This window comes from Streptomyces sp. NPDC031225, from assembly GCF_055570355.1.
The window spans coordinates 44421-62139 of the sequence record NZ_JBVIHJ010000017.1 but is presented as its reverse complement, the minus strand read 5'-3'; the positions used below and the strand labels follow the sequence as shown (position 1 = coordinate 62139).

20 protein-coding genes are annotated in these 17719 nt (G+C 70.5%); 10 read left to right on the top strand and 10 right to left on the bottom strand.

Annotated elements, in window-relative coordinates; all coding sequences use genetic code 11:
• Positions 1 to 109 precede the first annotated feature (109 nt).
• Entirely contained in the window at positions 110 to 1279 is a 1170-nt protein-coding gene (gene tuf, locus ACZ48Z_RS27270) for an elongation factor Tu (protein ID WP_468738520.1), read from the bottom strand.
• A 318-nt stretch (positions 1280 to 1597) separates the two neighbouring features.
• Between tuf and ACZ48Z_RS27265 the strand changes: the two genes are divergently transcribed.
• A complete protein-coding gene (locus ACZ48Z_RS27265) occupies positions 1598 to 2365 on the top strand; it encodes a TVP38/TMEM64 family protein (protein WP_468738519.1) in 768 nt (255 codons plus the stop codon).
• 12 nt (positions 2366 to 2377) lie between these two features.
• Here the strand turns inward: ACZ48Z_RS27265 and ACZ48Z_RS27260 are convergent, their stop codons facing one another.
• A complete protein-coding gene (locus ACZ48Z_RS27260) occupies positions 2378 to 3547 on the bottom strand; it encodes a thiolase family protein (RefSeq protein WP_468738518.1) in 1170 nt (389 codons plus the stop codon).
• 93 nt (positions 3548 to 3640) lie between these two features.
• Here ACZ48Z_RS27260 and ACZ48Z_RS27255 point away from each other — a divergent pair, with 93 nt between their 5' ends.
• From ACZ48Z_RS27255 to lnt, 7 genes are all read left to right on the top strand, one after another.
• Entirely contained in the window at positions 3641 to 4111 is a 471-nt protein-coding gene (locus tag ACZ48Z_RS27255) for a winged helix-turn-helix transcriptional regulator (RefSeq protein WP_468738517.1), read from the top strand.
• 103 nt (positions 4112 to 4214) lie between these two features.
• On the top strand, positions 4215 to 5090 hold the full coding sequence (locus ACZ48Z_RS27250) for an undecaprenyl-diphosphate phosphatase (RefSeq protein ID WP_468738516.1): 876 nt from the start codon (positions 4215 to 4217) through the stop codon (positions 5088 to 5090).
• A gap of 7 nt (positions 5091 to 5097) precedes the next feature.
• Complete coding sequence (locus tag ACZ48Z_RS27245) at positions 5098 to 5616, top strand: DUF1877 family protein (protein WP_468738515.1); 519 nt, start codon at positions 5098 to 5100, stop codon at positions 5614 to 5616.
• Positions 5617 to 5726: 110 nt separating this feature from the next.
• Complete coding sequence (locus tag ACZ48Z_RS27240) at positions 5727 to 5906, top strand: hypothetical protein (RefSeq protein ID WP_468738514.1); 180 nt, start codon at positions 5727 to 5729, stop codon at positions 5904 to 5906.
• 160 nt (positions 5907 to 6066) lie between these two features.
• Positions 6067 to 7239 carry an FAD-dependent monooxygenase gene (locus tag ACZ48Z_RS27235; RefSeq protein WP_468738513.1) on the top strand — a complete coding sequence of 391 codons (1173 nt, stop codon included), beginning with the start codon at positions 6067 to 6069 and terminating at the stop codon, positions 7237 to 7239.
• Positions 7240 to 7399: 160 nt separating this feature from the next.
• On the top strand, positions 7400 to 7879 hold the full coding sequence (locus ACZ48Z_RS27230) for a nuclear transport factor 2 family protein (protein ID WP_468738512.1): 480 nt from the start codon (positions 7400 to 7402) through the stop codon (positions 7877 to 7879).
• Between the two features lie 65 nt (positions 7880 to 7944).
• A complete protein-coding gene (lnt, locus tag ACZ48Z_RS27225) occupies positions 7945 to 9510 on the top strand; it encodes an apolipoprotein N-acyltransferase (protein WP_468738511.1) in 1566 nt (521 codons plus the stop codon).
• Here lnt and ACZ48Z_RS27220 read toward each other — a convergent pair.
• Entirely contained in the window at positions 9434 to 10339 is a 906-nt protein-coding gene (locus tag ACZ48Z_RS27220) for a Gfo/Idh/MocA family protein (protein WP_468738510.1), read from the bottom strand. The two genes, lnt and ACZ48Z_RS27220, sit on opposite strands and share 77 nt — an antisense overlap.
• Positions 10340 to 10484: 145 nt before the next feature.
• Between ACZ48Z_RS27220 and ACZ48Z_RS27215 the strand changes: the two genes are divergently transcribed.
• Entirely contained in the window at positions 10485 to 10997 is a 513-nt protein-coding gene (locus tag ACZ48Z_RS27215; protein ID WP_468738509.1) for a DinB family protein, read from the top strand.
• A 113-nt stretch (positions 10998 to 11110) separates the two neighbouring features.
• The gene (locus ACZ48Z_RS27210) at positions 11111 to 11638 is read left to right on the top strand and encodes a hypothetical protein (protein ID WP_468738508.1); all 528 of its coding nucleotides are present in this window, start codon (positions 11111 to 11113) and stop codon (positions 11636 to 11638) included.
• Positions 11639 to 11651: 13 nt separating this feature from the next.
• Here the strand turns inward: ACZ48Z_RS27210 and ACZ48Z_RS27205 are convergent, their stop codons facing one another.
• The 7 genes from ACZ48Z_RS27205 to ACZ48Z_RS27175 all read right to left on the bottom strand — a co-directional run bounded on the left by ACZ48Z_RS27205 (position 11652) and on the right by ACZ48Z_RS27175 (position 17699).
• On the bottom strand, positions 11652 to 12173 hold the full coding sequence (locus ACZ48Z_RS27205) for a hypothetical protein (RefSeq protein WP_468738507.1): 522 nt from the start codon (positions 12171 to 12173) through the stop codon (positions 11652 to 11654).
• 123 nt (positions 12174 to 12296) lie between these two features.
• On the bottom strand, positions 12297 to 12980 hold the full coding sequence (gene ung / locus ACZ48Z_RS27200; RefSeq protein ID WP_468738506.1) for a uracil-DNA glycosylase: 684 nt from the start codon (positions 12978 to 12980) through the stop codon (positions 12297 to 12299).
• A 90-nt stretch (positions 12981 to 13070) separates the two neighbouring features.
• Complete coding sequence (locus tag ACZ48Z_RS27195) at positions 13071 to 14651, bottom strand: ABC transporter substrate-binding protein (RefSeq protein ID WP_468738505.1); 1581 nt, start codon at positions 14649 to 14651, stop codon at positions 13071 to 13073.
• A 189-nt stretch (positions 14652 to 14840) separates the two neighbouring features.
• Positions 14841 to 15605, bottom strand: coding sequence for an SDR family oxidoreductase (locus tag ACZ48Z_RS27190; RefSeq protein ID WP_468738504.1), 765 nt, complete (start codon positions 15603 to 15605; stop codon positions 14841 to 14843).
• 11 nt (positions 15606 to 15616) lie between these two features.
• Positions 15617 to 16378 carry a 3-oxoacyl-ACP reductase FabG gene (gene fabG / locus ACZ48Z_RS27185; protein ID WP_468738503.1) on the bottom strand — a complete coding sequence of 254 codons (762 nt, stop codon included), beginning with the start codon at positions 16376 to 16378 and terminating at the stop codon, positions 15617 to 15619.
• 152 nt (positions 16379 to 16530) lie between these two features.
• Positions 16531 to 16947: a DUF3037 domain-containing protein gene (locus ACZ48Z_RS27180; protein ID WP_468738502.1), complete on the bottom strand. Its 417-nt coding sequence runs from the start codon at positions 16945 to 16947 to the stop codon at positions 16531 to 16533.
• Positions 16944 to 17699, bottom strand: a complete 756-nt coding sequence (locus tag ACZ48Z_RS27175; protein ID WP_468738501.1) for a HipA family kinase — start codon at positions 17697 to 17699, stop codon at positions 16944 to 16946. Before ACZ48Z_RS27175 ends, ACZ48Z_RS27180 begins: the two co-directional genes overlap by 4 nt.
• Between the last annotated feature and the right edge of the window lie 20 nt (positions 17700 to 17719).

The window sequence follows — 17719 nt, the reverse complement described above, 5'->3', positions numbered from 1 at the left end:
ATGTCCAGTGTGCCGACTCGGGGGCGCGGGGCCGTATTGATTTGCGGCTCCGCCGCGCGGGCGCGACCAGCCACAACAACCCCGCAGCCCCCTCAGGCCGCGACCGCCCTCAGACGACGGCGGTCACCGTGCCCGCCCCCACGGTCCGTCCACCCTCACGGATGGCGAACCCGAGCCCGGCCTCGAGCGGCACGTCCCGGCCCAACTCCACGGTCATGACGACCCGCTCCCCGGGCCGCGCGACAGCGAGCTCACCGAGGTCGACATCGCCCACCACATCCGCCGTACGGATGTAGAACTGCGGCCGGTACCCGGTCGAGACAGGCGTCGTACGCCCGCCCTCCCGCGCCGACAGCACATACACCTGCGCGGTGAACCGACGACTCGGCACCACACTGCCCGGCGCGGCCACGACATGCCCACGCCGTACGGCATCCCGCGGAACACCCCGCAGCAGCAACGCCACGTTGTCCCCGGCCTGCGCCTCCGTCATGGGCTTGCCGAAGGTCTCCAGGCCGGTGACGACGCTCTCCAGCCCGGCCCCGAGCACCTCGACCCGGTCCCCCACCCGCACGGTGCCCCGCTCGATCGCACCGGTCACCACGGTGCCCCGGCCGGTGATGGTCAGCACGTTCTCGACGGGCAGCAGGAAGGGCGCGTCCACGTACCGCTCCGGCATCGGGACATACGTGTCCACCGCGTCGAGCAGCGCCTCGATCGACGCCGTCCACCGCGGGTCCCCCTCCAGCGCCTTCAGCCCCGAGACCCGTACGACTGGCACGGCGTCGCCGCCGTAGCCGTGTGCGGTGAGCAGCTCGCGGACCTCCAGTTCGACGAGCTCGACCAGCTCCTCGTCGGCCGCGTCCGCCTTGTTGAGGGCGACCACGATGTGGTCCACGCCCACCTGCCGGGCGAGGAGTACGTGCTCCGCGGTCTGCGGCATGATCCCGTCGAGCGCGGAGACGACGAGGATCGCCCCGTCGAGCTGCGCGGCTCCGGTGACCATGTTCTTGACGTAGTCGGCGTGGCCCGGCATGTCCACGTGCGCGTAGTGCCGGGTGTCGGTCTCGTACTCGACGTGCGCGATGTTGATGGTGATCCCGCGCGCGGCCTCCTCCGGGGCGCGGTCGATGCGGTCGAACGGCACGAACGTGCCGCTGCCGCGCTCGGCGAGGACCTTGGTGATGGCGGCGGTCAGGGTGGTCTTTCCGTGGTCGACGTGTCCCATCGTGCCGATGTTCAGATGCGGCTTGGTGCGGACGTATGCGGTTTTGGACATGGCTGTACCTCGAAGCCTCTTCGTGTTCGCGGAAGAACGGGGACCCCGAGGAACCTGCCGACCCTCCCCCTGCGGGGTCCGCCGGTCGATCCGGGGAGGGTCAGCTTCGGGCGCCGTCTGCGGCGGCCAGGAGAACGGGAACGGCAGCCTTCGGCGCATCCGCGACTGCGGATGCTGCGAGAGCGAAGGCGTACCGGAACATGACGCAGATCATGTCCGACGCGTCGTCCCACGTCGAACGGTTTTTGTCGCCGCATGTCCGCACAACCGGCCGCATCCATACGGCGATCACACATCCGAGTCGGTTACCGTCACTGGATGCTCGATGCCACCACCCGCTCTGGGGGCACCGCCACGGCCACTCCCCCGGCCATCGCCACGGAGCTCGCTCTCCCCGTCCCCGCTCCGGTGGGCCTCACCGCTCGCTGCACCAGAGTTCTGCTGTCACCGTGGTCCCGGCTGTCCCTGCTCGTCGTGCTGCTCGCGGGCGCCGCGTCCACGGTCCTGCTCTTCGAGCCCCAGCGGCTGCTCTCGGACGGCTGGCCGCCCCAGCTCGGCGGGGTCGCGGCGGCCGTCGTGTTCGGGGTCGCGTACGGCCTGTGCACGGTGGCGTTCGTCCCGCGGCCGCTGCTCAATCTCGCGGCGGGCGCGCTCTTCGGCTCCCAGCTGGGGCTCGCCTCGGCGATCGCCGGCACGGTGCTCGGGGCCGGGCTCGCCTTCGGTCTGGGCCGGGTGCTCGGGCAGGACGCGCTGCGGCCGCTGCTGCGGGGACGGTGGCTGAAGGCCGCGGACGGACAGCTGAGCCGGCACGGGTTCCGGTCGATGCTGGCGGCCCGGCTGTTTCCCGGGGTGCCGTTCTGGGCTGCCAACTACTGTGCGGCCGTGTCCCGTATGAAGGTCGTGCCGTTCCTCGTCGCGACGGCGCTCGGGTCGATTCCGAACACCGCCGCGTACGTGGTCGCAGGGGCGCGGGCTTCCGCTCCGACGTCGCCCGCTTTCCTGATCGCCATGGCTGCGATCGCCCTGCCGGGGCTGGCGGGGATCGTGGTGGCCTGGCGCAAGCGGCACCATCTGCGCCGCCCCTGACACGACGCCGGGTCAGACCCTTTCCAGGATCATCGCGTTGGCCAGCCCGCCCGCCTCGCACATCGTCTGCAGTGCGTAACGCGCCCCTCGCTCCCGCATCGCGTGGACCAGGGTCGTGGTCAGCCGGGTGCCGCTCGCGCCCAGGGGGTGGCCCAGCGCTATCGCGCCGCCGTGGACGTTGACCTTGGCGGGATCGGCGCCGGTTTCCTGCTGCCAGGCCAGGACCACGCTGGAGAAGGCCTCGTTGACCTCGAACAGGTCGATGTCGTCCAGGGTCAGCTGAGCCCGCCGCAGGACCTTCTCGGTGGCCGGGATCACGCCCGTGAGCATGAGGATCGGGTCGGAGCCGGTGACGGCGAAGCTGTGGAGTCGCGCCAGGGGGCGCAGGCCCAGGCGTTCGGCGGTCTCGCCCGACATGATGAGGACGGCGGAGGCACCGTCGTTGACCGGGCTGGCGTTGCCTGCGGTGACGTTCCACCCGATCTGCGGGAAGCGCTCGGCGAAGTCCGGGTCGTAGTAGGCGGACTTGAGGCCGCCGAGGATCTCGGGGGTGCTCCCCGGGCGTACGCACTCGTCGCGCGAGACGCCGTCCAGGGGCGCGACCTCGGCGTCGAACAGGCCCCTCTCCCAGGCCGTGGCGGCCTTCTGGTGGGATGAGACGGCGAAGGCGTCCATCCGCTCGCGTGTGATCGACCACTTGGCGGCGATGAGTTCGGCGCTGATGCCCTGCGGGACCAGGCCTTCCTTGTAGCGCTCGGCGACGCCGGGGCCGAAGGGGTCCTTGCCTTCGGGGACGTTCGACCACATCGGGACCCGGCTCATCGACTCGACACCGCAGGCGACGACGATGTCGTACGCGCCCGCGATCACACCCTGCGCGGCGAAGTGCACGGCCTGCTGGGAGGAGCCGCACTGGCGGTCCACGGTGGTCGCCGGGACCGTCTCCGGGAAGCCTGCGGACAGGGCCGCGTACCGGGTGGTGTTCATGGCCTGCTCGCCGACCTGGTCGACGGTGCCGCCGATGACGTCGTCGATGAGTGCCGGATCGACGCCCGAGCGCTCGACGAGGGTGCGCAGGGTGTGCGCGAGGAGTTCGACCGGGTGCACATGTGCGAGGGCGCCGTTCGGCTTGCCCTTGCCCATGGGAGTGCGTACGGCTTCGACGATGACTGCGTCACGCATGGTTCGGGCCTCCACGGCTACCAGTGAGTAGGGAATCCAAACTCACCATAACTCCGTGAGTTGGAAAAACAAACCCTCCCCTACACTGGGCGTATGGCCGTCACCAAGGACCCCCGCCCCTGCTCCATCGCCGATGCCCTGGCCCTGGTCGGCGAGAAGTACTCCCTGCTCGTCCTGCGCGAGGTCTGCCTCGGCAACGGCCGCTTCGACCAGCTCGTACGCAACATCGGCGCCCCGCGCGACGTCCTGGCCACCAGGCTGCGCCGCCTCGTCGACGCCGGGATCCTGACCAAGCGGGTCTACAGCGAGCGGCCCCAGCGCTTCGAGTACCGGCCCACCCAGGCCGGCCTCGAACTGGAACCGGTGCTGCTGACGCTCATGGCGTGGGGCGACCGGCACGTGCGCACGGACGACGACCGGCCCATGGTCCTGGAACACAGCTGCGGTCACGAAATGGCGCCCGTCGTCGTCTGCTCCGCCTGCGGCGGCACGGTGCTCCACGAGGACCTGACGTCCCATCCGCAGACCGCCGGCTGGACGGTGACGGGGCCGACGGGGGCGTAGCGGCCGGGGAACGCTAGGCTGCCCTCGCACCCCGATCACCGCGCCCGGTGATGTGGCACGCCCGACGCCCCTCACACCACCAGCATTTGGACGCCGTAACTTCATGTCTTGGTTTGAATCACTCATCCTCGGACTCGTCCAGGGGCTGACCGAGTTCCTTCCTGTCTCCTCCAGCGCGCATCTGCGCCTGACCGCGGCCTTCTCGGGCTGGAAGGACCCAGGGGCGGCGTTCACCGCAATCACCCAGATCGGCACGGAGGCCGCCGTGCTGATCTACTTCCGCAAGGACATCGGGCGGATCATCTCGACCTGGAGCCGGTCCCTCGTCAAGAAGGAACTGCGGCGCGACCACGACGCCCAGATGGGCTGGCTGGTGATCGTCGGCTCCATCCCCATCGGCGTACTGGGCCTGTTGTTCAAGGACCAGATCGAGGGGCCGTTCCGCGATCTGCGCATCACCGCCACCATGCTGATCGTCGTCGGCATCGTCATCGGCGTCGCCGACCGTCTGGCGGCACGCGACGAGACCGGCGGCAAGCACCGCGCCCCCAAGCAGCGCAAGGAACTCGAGGACCTCGGCATCAAGGACGGCCTGATCTTCGGCCTCTGCCAGTCCATGGCCCTCGTCCCCGGCGTCTCCCGCTCCGGCGCCACCATCAGCGGCGGCCTCTTCATGGGCTACCGGCGTGAGTCCGCGGCCCGTTACTCCTTCCTCCTCGCCATCCCGGCCGTACTCGCCTCGGGACTCTTCGAGTTGAAGGACGCGATGGAGAGCGACCACGTCTCCTGGGGCCCCACGATCTTCGCCACGGTGATCGCCTTCGTGACCGGATACGCCGTGATCGCGTGGTTCATGAAGTTCATCTCGACCAAGAGCTTCATGCCCTTCGTCTGGTACCGCATCGCCCTCGGGATCGTCATCATCGCCCTGGTCGGCATGGGCGCCCTGAGCCCCCACGCGGCGGAGTCGGCGGGCTGAGGCGCGCGTGGCCCTCACCCAGCAGCTCGCGCGGGTCGACCCGGAATACCTGGTCCGCTGCCGCGCCTCGGCCCTGGGCTCGCCGGACGCGTCCCCGAACTGGGATCCGCCGGCCGAGAACCGCCTGGACACGGGCTGGGCGACATGGGGACTCCTCCGTCACTGCCACGGGTCAGGAGCCGACCCGGGCACGGTGACCCTGCTCGACCGCGCGACCTCCGGGGACCCGGGCGGCGACGTCGGGTTCCTCGACCACGACGAGGTGTACGACGGTTTCGCGGACCCGCCGCGACTGCTCGCACCCATCGCCGTCGCCGACATCGCGCACGGCCTCGACGCCATCGACCTCGACACCCTGCCGGCGGACCTGCCGCGCTCCCCCGACGCGGCGGCGGCGGTCTGCGGTTTCGGCCCGGACTTCGACGGCGACGTACGCGCACACCTGGTGCAGCACTTCGACGCGCTGCGGGAGTTCTACCGCGCAGCGGCACGCCGAGGTCAGTGCGTCGTCGTCTGGATCGACTGATCGCCGCACACCATCACGGGGCGCCCGCCCCGAAATCCGTGACCAATCACATACGTTGTGCGTAGCCGTCCGGTAGCGGACCGTCAGTTCTTGCGCCTAGGCTTGTCCGCATGTCCCCCGATTCCGTGACCTCTGGTTCCGTGCGGTCCGCTGCCGAGGTGAACGAGCAGATCCGGGCGCTCTGGATGCGCGCCGGCGGCACCCTCTCGTCCCAGGAACGCGCGGAGTACGAGCTGTTGGTCGTCGAGTGGGCGGCCGCGATCCGCGGTGCCGTCGTCGAAGCCGCCTGAGACGCAACGACAACCGGCGCAGCGACCCTCGCAGTTGTCCGCCTGGCCGGCCCTCTTGGCGCCCACGTAGGCCGAAACGCCTTGTACGGCCCCGCAGTTCTCTCCGATAGCCTGCTCGGACCCACAGTCGAGTCCCTCGATCTCGAAGTGAGGTCCTGCCATGAGAGCGATCGTCGTGGGTGCGGGCATCGGAGGACTCACCGCGACGCTGAGTCTGCGGCAGGCCGGTCATGAGGTGATGCTCGTCGAGCAGTCGCGGCGGCTCACCGAGATCGGCGCCGGGATCCAGCTCGCCCCCAACGCCACCCGCGTGCTGCGCCGGCTGGGGCTGCTCGACGCCGTCGCGGAACAGGCCACCCGCCCGGCCCACGTCAGCTTCCGCACCTGGTCCGACGGTTCCGAGATCTGCCGTTACGTGATCGGCCGCGAGGCCGAGGAGGAGTTCGGGGCGCCGTATCTCCAGGTCCACCGGGCCGATCTCCAGCAGGCGCTGGTCGGCGCGGTGCCGTCCCGGTCGCTGCGCCTGGACACCACCGTGGTCGGCATCGACCAGGACGACACATCGGCCCACGTGACGACGGCGAGCGGTGAACAGCTGGACGCCGACCTGGTCGTGGCCGCGGACGGGATTCGGTCCGCCGCCCGGCAGCGGCTCTTCGGCGTGGACGAGGCGGTGTTCTCGCACACCGCCGCCTACCGCGCCCTGCTCCCCGCCGCCGAGGTGGCCGACCTGGACCTTCCGGAGTACGCCGGCTGGCTCGGCCCCGGCCGCCACCTCGTCCACTACTGGCTGCGCCGCGGTGAACTCCTCAACGTCGTCGCCGTGTTCGTGACGGACCGGACGGCGCAGGAGTCATGGACCGCGCGGGCTGCGCCGGGCGAGCAACTGCGCGCGTTCGCGGACTGGGACCCCCGGCTGCTGACGGTTCTCGAACGCGCGGGCCAGGTCTTCCGCTACGGCATCCACACCCGGGCCCCGCTCACCCGCTGGAACATCGGCCGGATCACCCTGCTCGGTGACAGCGCCCACGCGATGGTGCCGTTCCAGGCCCAGGGCGCGGCCCAGGCCATCATGGACGCGGCCGTGCTCGGCGACTGCCTCACCGACACGACACCGGGCGAGGTACCCGACGCCCTCGACCGGTACGTCCGCAGGCGGGCTCCGGCCGCCACGACCGTGCAGGCCAGTTCCGCGCGGGCGGGTCAGGACTACCACCTGCCGGACGGCCCCGAGGCCGAGGCACGCAACGCCCGCCTGGTCGCCCTCGCGGCCGAGAACAGGTTCGGCCCGCACTCGGCCGCCTGGCCGGTGGACGTCCTGACCGACGGATGACGTACCGCTCACCGCCCGTCCGGCCCGTCGAGCGCCCCCGATGCCGACCGTCTCGCCCGACCCCCACCACCCGGCGGCCTCCCCGCCCGTCGGCTGCCCGCCCCCCGAATGTCACCGCACGCCCCTTGGCGCGGCCCGTCCCATGCCCAACACTGAGCCGATGACGCAGCGTGTGGAACTCGCGACCGTGATGGACCGGCTGGCCGTGGACGCACTCGTCACCGACTACGCCGTCGCCGTGGACGACGGCGACTGGGAGGCGTACCGGACGCTGTTCACGTCCGACGGACGGGCCGACTACCGCTCGGCGGGCGGCGTCGAGGGCGACGCGCACACCGTCGCCGCCTGGCTCACGCAGAGCCTGCAGCTGTTCTCGATGCGACAGCACCTGATCGTCAACCGTCGCATCCGGCTCGGGACCCTGGACGAGGACACCGGCGACACGGCCCGCGTCCAGGCCGACTACATCAACCCGATGCGCATCGGCGACGGCGACGGCACCGCCCCCGACTTCGTCTGCGGCGGCCGCTACTCCTTCACTGTGCTGCGCACGGACGCCGGCTGGCGGTTGCGCGAGGTCGTCGTACAGGAGAAGTGGCGACGTCTGCCCGACCCGCGGCCGGCACCTGTGATCAACTGAGCCGACGCCCTCGGGGTGGTCAACCACACGCACACCGGTGACACTCACGGGGTAGGAGGCGTCGTATGAACACGATCGGCCACTGGCTTGCCTCCCCGTGGCGGCGCTCGACCGTCGCCGCACTGGCGGGCGCCCTGCCCCTGCTCGCGTTCCCGGCACCGTCCCTGTGGTGGTTCGCCTACGTCGCCCTCGTCCCGTGGATCGCGCTGATCCGCTCGGCGCCCACGGCGAAACGGGCGGCCTACGACGGCTGGGCCGGGGGCTTCGGGTTCATGGTGGGGATGCACCACTGGCTGCTGCCGAGCCTGAGCGTGTTCATCTTCGTCATCGGCGCCCTGCTCGGCGCGCTGTGGGCGCCGTGGGGCGCGCTGGTACGGCACTTCCTGGCCGGGACGCCCTCGCGCGGCCGGATCGCGGCGGCGCTTGCCGTGCTGCCGTCGGGCTGGCTCGGCATCGAACTCGTCCGCTCCTGGCAGGGGCTCGGCGGCCCCTGGGGCGTGCTCGGCTCCAGCCAGTGGGAGGTCGAACCGGCACTGCGGCTGGCCTCGGTCGGCGGGGTGTGGCTGATCAGCTTCCTTCTGGTGGCCGTGAACGTCGCGCTCGCCGTACTGGTGACGGTCCGTGAGTCCCGGGTCCCCGCACTGGCGGGCCTGGTCGCGACCGCCGCCGTGACCTCGGCGGCCTGGATGTGGTCGCCGCGCCCCGACTCCGGGGGGACGACCCGGATCGCGGTCGTCCAGCCCGGCGTCATCGACGGCCCCGACAAACGCTTCGCGCGCGAGGAGCAGCTGACCCGCGACCTCGCCGGGCAGGACGTCGACCTGATCGTCTGGGGCGAGAGCAGTGTCGGCTTCGACCTCGACCACCGGCCCGACCTGGCGAAGCGGATCACGGCGCTCTCCGAGGAGACCGGCGCCGACATCCTCGTCAACGTGGACGCCCGCCGCTCCGACAAGCCCGGCATCTACAAGAGTTCGGTGCTCGTCGGCCCGGGCGGACCCACCGGCGACCGCTACGACAAGATGCGGCTTGTCCCCTTCGGTGAGTACATCCCGGCCCGCTCACTGCTCGGCTGGGCCACCTCGGTCGGCAAGGCCGCGGGTGAGAACCGCAGGCACGGTTCCGAGCAGGTCGTGATGGACGTCGGGCACGGGCTGAAGGTCGGCCCGATGGTGTGCTTCGAGTCGGCGTTCCCCGACATGAGCCGTCATCTCACCGAGGACGGCGCCCAGTTGCTGATCGCCCAGTCGGCGACCTCGTCCTTCCAGCAGAGCTGGGCCCCCGAGCAGCACGCCTCGCTCGCCGCCCTGCGCGCCGCCGAGTCGGGCCGCCCGATGGCGCACGCGACCCTGACCGGCGTCTCCGCCGTCTACGACGCGAGCGGGCAGCGCGTCGGACAGTGGGTCGGCACCGACTCCAGCACCGCGCGCGTGTACGACGTACCGCTGGCGACCGGGACGACCCTGTACGTCCGCTTCGGTGACTGGGCGCTGCACGCGGCGCTGCTCATCCTCGTGGCGTGGTGTGCCGTGGACGGCCTGCGTGTGCTACGGCTCAGGCGGACCGCTCCTGAACCGCTCGCACCACCCGCTCGCACAGCTCATGGGTCGCCAGCGCGTCCCGGGCGCTGAGCACCTTTCCCGCGCGCACGGCGTCGAGGAAGGCGAGCACCGCCTGCTCGATGCCGCGCTGCCGGGCCACCGGCACCCAGTCACCGCGCCGCCGTACGGTCGGCTGGCCCTTGTGGTCGATCACCTCGGCGAGGTTGAGCACCTGCCGCTTGGTGTCCTGTCCGGACACCTCCAGGATCTCCTCGGCCGAGCCGCTGAGCCGGTTCATCACACCGAGCGCGGTGAAGCCGTCCCCGGCGAGCTGGAGGACGACATGGTGCAGCAGCCCTTCCTCGACGCGGGCGCGCACGGTCACGTCGTCGACCGGACCGGGCACCAGGAACCGCAGGGTGTCGACGACGTGGATGAAGTCGTCGAGGATCATCGCGCGCGGCTCCTCGGGGAGCCCGATCCGGTTCTTCTGCATGAGGATCAGCTCGCGCGGGTGCTCGGCGCACTGCGCGTACCCGGGCGCGAAACGGCGGTTGAACCCGACGGCGAGCGACACGCCACGCTCCTCGGCGAGCGCCACCAGCCTCGCGGAGTCGGCGAGTTCGTAGGCGAGCGGCTTGTCGACGTAGGTCGGGACGCCCGCGTCCAGCAGCCGCTCGACGATGTCGGGGTGCACGTTCGTCGGCGCGTGCACGAAGGCGGCGTCGAGGTCCTGGGCGAGCAGCGAGTCGAGATCCCGGTGCCGTTGTCCCTCGGGCAGGTGCAGGCCGTCGGCGACCCGGGTCAGTGTCGCCGGTGTCCGCGTCTGCACATGCAGTTCGACGCCGGGCCGACCGCCGAGCACCGGCAGATACGCCTTCTGCGCGATGTCACCGAGTCCGATGCAGCCGACCTTCACGTGGACTCCTCCAGGTTGTCTGCCGGGGCCTTGCCGGAAGCATACGGCCGCTGCCGTGGGCGTGAGCAGGGTCGCCTGGGAGCATGGTCGCCGGCCGCCCCGGAAACCGATGGTGGCCGGGCGTGAACCGGGAAAGGATGAGGTCATGACCACTCAGCGCACCGAACCCGCGACCACCGCCGACGAACGCAGCATGCTGGAGGGCTGGCTGGACTATCACCGGCAGACCCTCGCCCTGAAGTGCGAGGGCCTGACCGACGCCCAGCTCAGGGCCGCCGCGGTGGAACCCTCCACGCTCTCCCTGATGGGCCTGGTGCGGCACATGGCGGAGGTGGAGCGCAGCTGGTTCCGCCGGGTCCTGACGGACGAGGACGCGGGGCCGATCTACTACAGCGAGGCCGACCCGGACGGCGAGTTCCGCCTCACGGAGGCCGACACCTGGCAGGAGGCCTACGACACCTGGCAGGCCGAGATCGAGGAGAGCCGGCAGAACACCGCCCGCTTCGGCATGGACGACATCACCGTGGGCAAGCACCGCAGGACCGGTGAGCGGTTCAACCTGCGCTGGCTCTACACCCACATGATCGAGGAGTACGCCCGCCACAACGGCCACGCCGACCTGATCCGCGAGCGCATCGACGGCGTCACGGGCGACTAGGCGTCAGCACCGGGAGGCACGAGCACGCCGTATGGGGACGGAGATCACCCGTGCGGGGCAACCTCCGCTCGTCCGCTGTCGCCGAGGTCGCCCCAAGCAGCAGAGTGGCGCGGGTGCATCGAACCACGACTACCGCAACGCTCCTGGTCACCGTGGCTGTCTCCGCCCTCACCGGCTGTGTGACGATCCAGCGGCCTCCGGTGTCCGGACCGCCGCAGAGCACGGCGCCCTCCCGGCTTCCGGGACCCGGGGACACCCGTCCGGACGGTCGCGCGGAGCCGCAGATCGTGCAGGCCCCCGCCCAGGAGGCCCTGTCCATGATCGACCCGTCCCGCTCGTCGGACCCGGACGGTACCGCACCGCGCGGTACGGCCCCGGGGGCCGCGGCCGCCCCCGCTCAGCCGCGGCACGGACAGCCGGCGCACGCGCGTCCCGAACACCCGGGACACCAGGCGCATCCGGCACGCCCCGAGCCGCGGCGCCCCCGGCAACCACGCGTCGAGATCCCGGACGTGGCCACGACGATTCCCAAGTCGGTCCCCAGGAACGCGCAGGACGTCTGCGCACTGGGCAAGAAGTACGGCCGTTGGCGGGAGGGCAGTCCGGAGTCGGCCATCTGCGACCAGACGTACGGTCGTTGAGGCACCGGCCGGGTCAGGGCCGCTGTCGCGGCGGCCCCCACCCTCCGTCGTCACCGGATCCCTGTTCGCCAAGCCGCAGTTCCAGTCTGCTGATCGCGGCCCGTACCCCGTCGCTGTAGCTGTCCTCCCCGAGGACGTGGGCCGCTCGGCGGGCCCGGCGCACATGGGTGCGGGCCGCCTCGGTGCGACCGAGCCGCACGTAGTCGGCGGCCAGGTTCAGATGCAACGAGGGGTACAGGGCACGCACGGCGAGCGCGCCCTCGTGCCGGGTGAGTCGGTCGTCGGAGAGTTCTTCGGCGGCCGTCAACGCCCGCAGGTCCCAGGCGAGTTCGTCGCAGGGGTCGTCCTGGGCGTCGGCCATGTAGTGCGCCAGGGTGCAGCGGTGCAGGGGGTCGCCGTCCTGTCCGATCTCGGCCCACAGTTCCAGGTAGCGGTGCCGGGCCTCCTCGCGGTCCCCCGCGTGACACAGCATGACGACCTGCCCGATCCGCGTCATCACGGCATCCGGCGCCGCCTGCTCCTGTCGCTCCGTCACCGCTTCCTCCAGGCCCTGTGTCGGCTGCCGTCGCTTGTCCCCGTCGACGCTAGCCGCCGCCACCGGCAAACCCGGTCAGGCGGGACCGGGCCGGGTCCGTGCGGCACCGGCCCGGTGGAGGGGTCAGCCGAGGTTCGGGATCGTCCAGTCGATCGCCTCGTGGCCCTGTCGGGCGACCGCCTCGTCGATCTGTGTGAACGGGCGGGAGCCGAAGAACTTCTTCGCCGACAACGGGGAGGGGTGCGCGCCCTTGACCACGACGTGCCGGGTCTCGTCGATCAGGGGGAGCTTCTTCTGCGCGTAGTTGCCCCACAGGACGAAGACCGCCGGGTCGGGGCGCTCGGCCACCGCGCGGATCACCGCGTCGGTGAACTTCTCCCAGCCCTTGCCCTTGTGGGAGTTGGCCTCACCGGAGCGGACCGTGAGCACCGCGTTGAGCAGCAGGACACCCTGCTGGGCCCACGGCATCAGGTAGCCGTTGTCCGGGATCTCCAGGCCCAGCTCCTCCTTCATCTCCTTGTAGATGTTCCGGAGGGAGGGCGGGGTCTTCACACCCGGGCGGACCGAGAAGCACAGCCCGTGGCCCTGGCCCTCGCCGTGGTACGGGTCCTGACCGAGGATCAGGACCTTCACCCGGTCGTACGGTGTCGCGTCGAGGGCGGCGAAGACCTCCTCGCGCGGCGGGTAGACGGGACCCTTCGCCCGCTCGTCCTCGACGAACTCCGTCAGCTCCTTGAAGTACGGCTGCTGGAGCTCGTCACCCAGAACCCCGCGCCAGGACTCGGGCAGCATGGCGATGTCGGTCACGTCAACGTCCTCACGATGTGCGGTCACTTCAGGCTTCAGAACCTACAGGCGACCACTGACAGTCCGTGCCGTGAGGGCCGGGCCGGGGACCTACCAGCTGGTCTTCCAGTACAGCTCCCACATCGTCATCATGGTCGCCGGGTCGATGACCTTCTCGAGGCCGGCGATCTCCTCGTTCGCGGCCACGTACTGCTTGCCCTGCCACAGCGGCACCAGCCGCGCGTCGTCGACGAAGATCTGCTGGGCGTCCTCGATCTCCGGGCCCACGGCTCCGCGGTCGCTCTCGGCGCGCGACTCCGGCAGCAGCCTGCGGGTGATCTCGGGGGCCTCGTAGGGGGTGCCGAGGGCGTTCTGCTGGCCCACGAAGGGCGCGATGAAGTTGTCGGCGTCGTGGAAGTCGGGGAACCAGCCGCGCCCGAACACCGGGTACTCGCCCTTCTGGTAGCCCTCGACGTAGGTCTTCCACGGGCGGCTCTTGAGGGTGATCGTGAAGAGACCGGAGGCCTCCAGCTGCCGCTTCAGCTCCTGGAAGGCCGGCTTGGTCGTCGAGCCGTAGCGGTCGCTGGTGTACCAGAGGGTCAGCGGGACGCGCTCGGTGATTCCCGCTGTCGTGAGGAGCCGTTTGGCCTTGGACACGCTGGGGTCGCCGAAGTCGTCGAAGAAGCCCGTGGTGTGGCCGGTGAGTCCGGCCGGGACCATCGAGTACAGGGGCTCGACGGTGTCCTTGTACACGTAGTGCACGAGCGCCGGGCGGTCCACGATCTGGGCGACGGCCTTGCGGACCGCGGGCTTCGCGGACCACGGGTCGCTCGGGTTGAACACCAGGTAACTGATCTCCGTGGTGGGGTTCTCCACCAGCTGGAGCCCCTCCTTCTGCTGGTTGACCTCGATGTCCACGGTGTCGGAGGCGCCGAGACCGCGGTACACGACCGAGATCTCCTTGTTCTTGAGGGCCTTGACCATCTCGTCGGACTGCTGGAAGTAGCGGATGGTGACGGCGTCGTTCTTGAGGTCCGCTATGCCCTTGTAGTCGTCGTTGCGGACGAGCTCGGCCTTCTTGCCCTCCTGGTAGGAGTCGAGGCTGTAGGGGCCCGAGCCGCTGACCTTCCCGTCCTTGCGGATCGCGTTCGCGGAGTACTCCTCGGGGTCCACGATCGACATGGCCGGCGTGGTGAGCACCAGGGGGAAGGTGGCGTCGGGCTGGCTGAGATGGAAGACGACCTCGCGGTCGCCCCTCGTCTGCACCCGGGAGAGCGTGCCGAGCAGCCCCGCGGGACCGCCGTTGACGTTGATCTTCTTGATCCGGTCGAACGAGTACTTGACGGCCTTGGCGTCCAGCGTGTGCCCGTTGGAGAACTTCAGCCCCTCGCGCAGCGTGCAGCTGTACTCGGTGCTCGACGCGTCCGTGAACTCGCACTTCTCGGCGGCGTCGGGTTCGGGGTCGGATCCACCGGGGCTGTAGTTCAGGAGCGTCTGGTAGACGTTGCGGAACAGCTCCCAGGAGTTGTCCCAGGAGGCCGCGGGGTCCAGCGTCGCCGGGGCACTGGTGGTTCCCACGACGATCGCCTTGTCGTCGTCGGAGGAGCCGGAGGAGAACACGCCGCATCCGGCCACCGTGGATATGGACACGAGTGCCGCGAGCGGCGGCAGGTATCGGTTACGCATGTACACGCGCTACTCCTCGAATGCCGTGCCGAGAGTCGGCAAAACATACCGCAGCGCCGGGCCCGCTCAACCTTTCCGTCACGGGTGCCTGGATCGTCACGCCCACTATGCGGCTATCTGCCGCTTATGGGGCGTTTTGTACGTCGACACGGGCGCCGTCACTGTCAACGGACGCCCGTGCCGAGGCGTGGAGGGTCAGCCCACGCCGGCGTTGAGGAAGATCCCGCCGTCGACGACGAGCGTCTGGCCGGTGACCCAGTCGGACTGCGTCGAGGTGAGGAAGGCCGCGGCGCCGCCGATGTCGGAGGGCACGCCGAGGCGGGCCAGCGGGTAGGACGCGGCGGCCTCGGCCTCGCGCCCCTCGTACAGGGCCGAGGCGAACTTGGTCTTCACCACGGCCGGGGCGATCGCGTTGACCCGCACCCCCGGCGCGAACTCGTGCGCGAGCTGCTGGGTGAGGTTGATCATCGCCGCCTTGCTGACGCCGTACGCGGCGATGAAGGGCGAGGGAGCGATGCCCGCGACGGAGGCGATGTTGACGATCGCGCCGCCGTTGTCCTTCTGCCAGGCGTGCCAGGTCCTCTGGGCAAAGCCGAGCGCGGAGATCACGTTGGTCTCGAAGACCTTGCGCGCCACGTTGAGGTCGAGGTCGGCGATCGGCCCGAACACCGGGTTGGTACCGGCGTTGTTGACCAGGTAGTCGACGCGGCCGAAGGCCTCCATGGCGCGTTCGACGGCGGTGGCCTGGTGGGCCTCGTCGTGCGCCTTGCCGGCGACGTAGACGGCACGCTCGGCGCCGAGCCGCTCGACGGCCTCCTTGAGGCTGTCCTCGGTGCGGCCGGTGATGACCACCCGGTCACCGCGTGCGACGAACGCCTCGGCGACGCCGTAGCCGATACCGCGGCTGGCGCCCGTGATGAGTGCGACCTTGCCCGAGAGTTCGGGGAGTTGCGAAGTCATGGTCCCGTTTCCTAGTCGAGCGGTCCGCCGGCGACGTACAGCACCTGGCCCGAGACGAATCCGGCAGCCTCGCCCGTGAAGAAGGCGATGGCGTTGGCGATGTCGTCGGGCTCACCCACGCGCGCGACCGGGATCTGGGTGGCGGCCGCGGCCTTGAAGTCCTCGAAGCCCATGCCGACGCGTGCGGCGGTGGCGGCGGTCATGTCGGTGGCGATGAAGCCGGGGGCGACGGCGTTGGCGGTGATGCCGAACTTGCCGAGCTCGATGGCGAGGGTCTTGGTGAAGCCCTGCAGACCGGCCTTGGCGGCGGAGTAGTTGGCCTGGCCCCGGTTGCCCAGCGCGGACGAGGAGGACAGGTTGACGATGCGGCCGAAGCCCGCGTCGACCATGTGCTTCTGGATGGCCTTGGACATCAGGAACGAGCCGCGCAGGTGCACGTTCAGGACGGTGTCCCAGTCGGACACGCTCATCTTGAACAGCAGGTTGTCGCGGAGCACGCCCGCGTTGTTGACGAGGATGGTCGGCGCGCCGAGTTCGTCGACCACGCGCGCGATGGCGGCCTGCACCTGGGTCTCGTCCGAGACGTCCGCACCGACCGCGATCGCCCGGCCGCCGGCCGCGGTGATCTTCTCCACGGTGTCCTTGCAGGCGGCCTCGTCGAGGTCGATCACGGCGACCGCGCGGCCCTCGGCCGCCAGTCGTACGGCGGTGGCGGCGCCGATGCCGCGCGCGGCACCGGTGACGACCGCTACGCGCTGCTCTGTGCTGGACATTCTGGTTCTCCTCGCCCTTGAGAAATCGCCCTGGGAAATCGCCCTGTGAAGGTAGGGAACGGTTGGTGAGCGACCGCTTAGTACCTTCGCCAGACGTGACGCTAGAAGCCATGGCACGCGGTGTCAACGTCACCCGGGCCGGGTGTGATCCATTACCTCACCAACAGGTCGAGCAGGCGCTCCGGTTCGGCGCCCGGATCGATGGTGAGCCCGGTGTGCACGGGGCCCGGCTGAACGACGGTGGAGCGGGGCGCGATCAGCCAGCGGAAGCGCCGTCCGGCGTCGTCGGGGGCGGCGGACCCCGCCCTCTCACCCCCGGCGCAGACCCCTTCGACGGCCTGCAGGGCGGCCCGGACACCGGCCACGTCGGCGTCCGGGTCCAGTGCCCGCAGCCGGGCCTCGTCGAGATGGGTGCGCACCCCGACGTAGGCCTTGGCGCGGCAGTACACGAGTACTCCGGCGTTGATGCACTCGCCGCGTTCGACGCGGGGCACGACCCTCAGCAGGGCGTACTCGAAGACCTCGCGGTCGTCGGTGCGACCGCCCCTGATGATGTGGCGCTCGGTCACTGGATCCCCTCGATCCGCTCGTGGACGACGCTCGCGCGTGCGAGCAGGGGGCGCGCGTAGGTTCGCCGGAGTTCGTCCGGCGACCCGAAGCCTGGTTCGTCGGCCAGCCAGACGTCCGGGATCTCCGCGGTGACCTCGGCGAGCAGGTCCTCGGTGACCTGCGGGGCCAGTTCGGCGGCGGCCGCGGCGACATCCGGGGCGAACGGGCGCAGGACGTGGTCCGAGGCGTCGTAGGGACGCGCGGCGGACTTCTCCGCACCGGGCCAGTTGTGCTGCCAGATCATGGTCGCGCCGTGGTCGATGAGCCACACCTCGCCCTGCCATCGCAGCAGGTTGGGGTTGCGCCAGGAGCGGTCGACGTTGTTGACCAGCGCGTCGAACCAGACGATCCGCCCGGCCTCCCGGGCGCCGACCGAGAACGCCAGCGGGTCGAAGCCGAGGGCTCCGGAGAGGAAGTCCATGCCGAGGTTGGTGCCGCCGCTGGACTTGAGCAGTTCCTGCACCCGCTCGTCCGGTTCGCCGAGCCCCAGGTCCGGGTCGAGGTCGAGCGTCACGAGCCGTGGTACCCGCAAGCCGAGCCGCCGCGCGAGTTCCCCGGCCACCACCTCGGCGACCAGCGTCTTGCGGCCCTGTCCCGCACCGGTGAACTTCAGGACGTACGTCCCGTGGTCGTCGGCCTCGACGAGCCCCGGCAGCGAGCCGCCCTCACGCAGGGGCGTGACGTAGCGGGTCACGATGGCTTCCTTGAGCATCGCCCCAGGTTACTGGCCGC